This window comes from Paenibacillus taichungensis (genome assembly GCF_013359905.1).
In the GTDB taxonomy this organism is placed as follows: Bacteria; Bacillota; Bacilli; order Paenibacillales; family Paenibacillaceae; genus Paenibacillus; species Paenibacillus taichungensis.
The window spans coordinates 1-1,035 of record NZ_JABMCC010000050.1 but is presented as its reverse complement, the minus strand read 5'-3'; the positions used below and the strand labels follow the sequence as shown (position 1 = coordinate 1,035).

The window sequence follows — 1,035 nt, the reverse complement described above, 5'->3', positions numbered from 1 at the left end:
GAGCATTCCACACAGGTAACGCCCATTTCGATTCGTGCTGCAGTTACGATTGTCGCTTCTGTTCCGATCTTGTTGGTGTATCCGTTTATGCAAAAATACTTTGTCGTTGGACTAAATGTAGGGAGTGTGAAGGAATAGATGAAGCAACTCCAAGCTAATACCATCTGTTATGCCAACCCGATCCTTCCCGGATTCTATCCGGATCCCAGCATTGTGAAGGCGGAAGAATATTTTTACCTCATTTGCAGCTCGTTTGAATATTTCCCCGGCGTGCCGATCTTTCGGAGTCCGGATCTTATTCACTGGGAGCAGATCGGCAATGTACTGGACCGAATCAGTCAGCTGGATTTGACCGGTCAGAAGAGCTCGGACGGCATTTATGCTCCGACACTGCGTTACCATGAAGGTATATTTTATATGATTACGACAGATGTAAGGGGCATCGGGAACTTCTATGTTACGGCAACCAACCCTGCCGGACCATGGTCCGATCCAATTCGTATTCCCTACGGGGGCATTGACCCCTCGTTGTTTTTTGACAACGATGGCAAAGTGTACGTGACCGCCCAACAAGGTGCCGATTACGATTCTCATGCCATCCAGTATGAGATCGACATCGCTACAGGTGAGGCTCTCTCTGAACCACATGTTGTCTGGCATGGAGATGGAGGGCCATGGACCGAAGGGCCACATCTGTACAAAATCAATGGTCTGTATTACATGATGTCTGCTTCTGGTGGGACGGCCAAGGAGCATCGTGAGATCATCGGCCGAAGCGATCGACCTTATGGTCCGTTTGAACGCTATCCTGAGCCGATCCTGACCCATCGCCATCTGGACCATCCGATCCAGTATTTGGGTCATGCTGATCTGGTGGAAGATCACCACGGAGACTGGTGGGCCGTATTCCTTGGCGTGCGTTTGACAGAGGACGGATATAGTGTGCTTGGACGGGAAACGTTCCTCGCCCCGGTCGTTTGGAACGAGGGCTGGCCCCACATGGACAACAATGAAGGAATAGTGAGTCTGGACATG

General features: G+C 50.6%; 1 protein-coding gene and 1 pseudogene. Both read left to right on the top strand.

Annotated features, from left to right (window positions below):
* Positions 1-138 (top strand): annotated as a pseudogene (locus tag HP548_RS33165) (carbohydrate ABC transporter permease); the annotation flags it as partial.
* Positions 139-1,035: glycoside hydrolase family 43 protein (locus HP548_RS00380; protein ID WP_175380580.1), on the top strand; the 897-nt coding region annotated here is incomplete at its 3' end.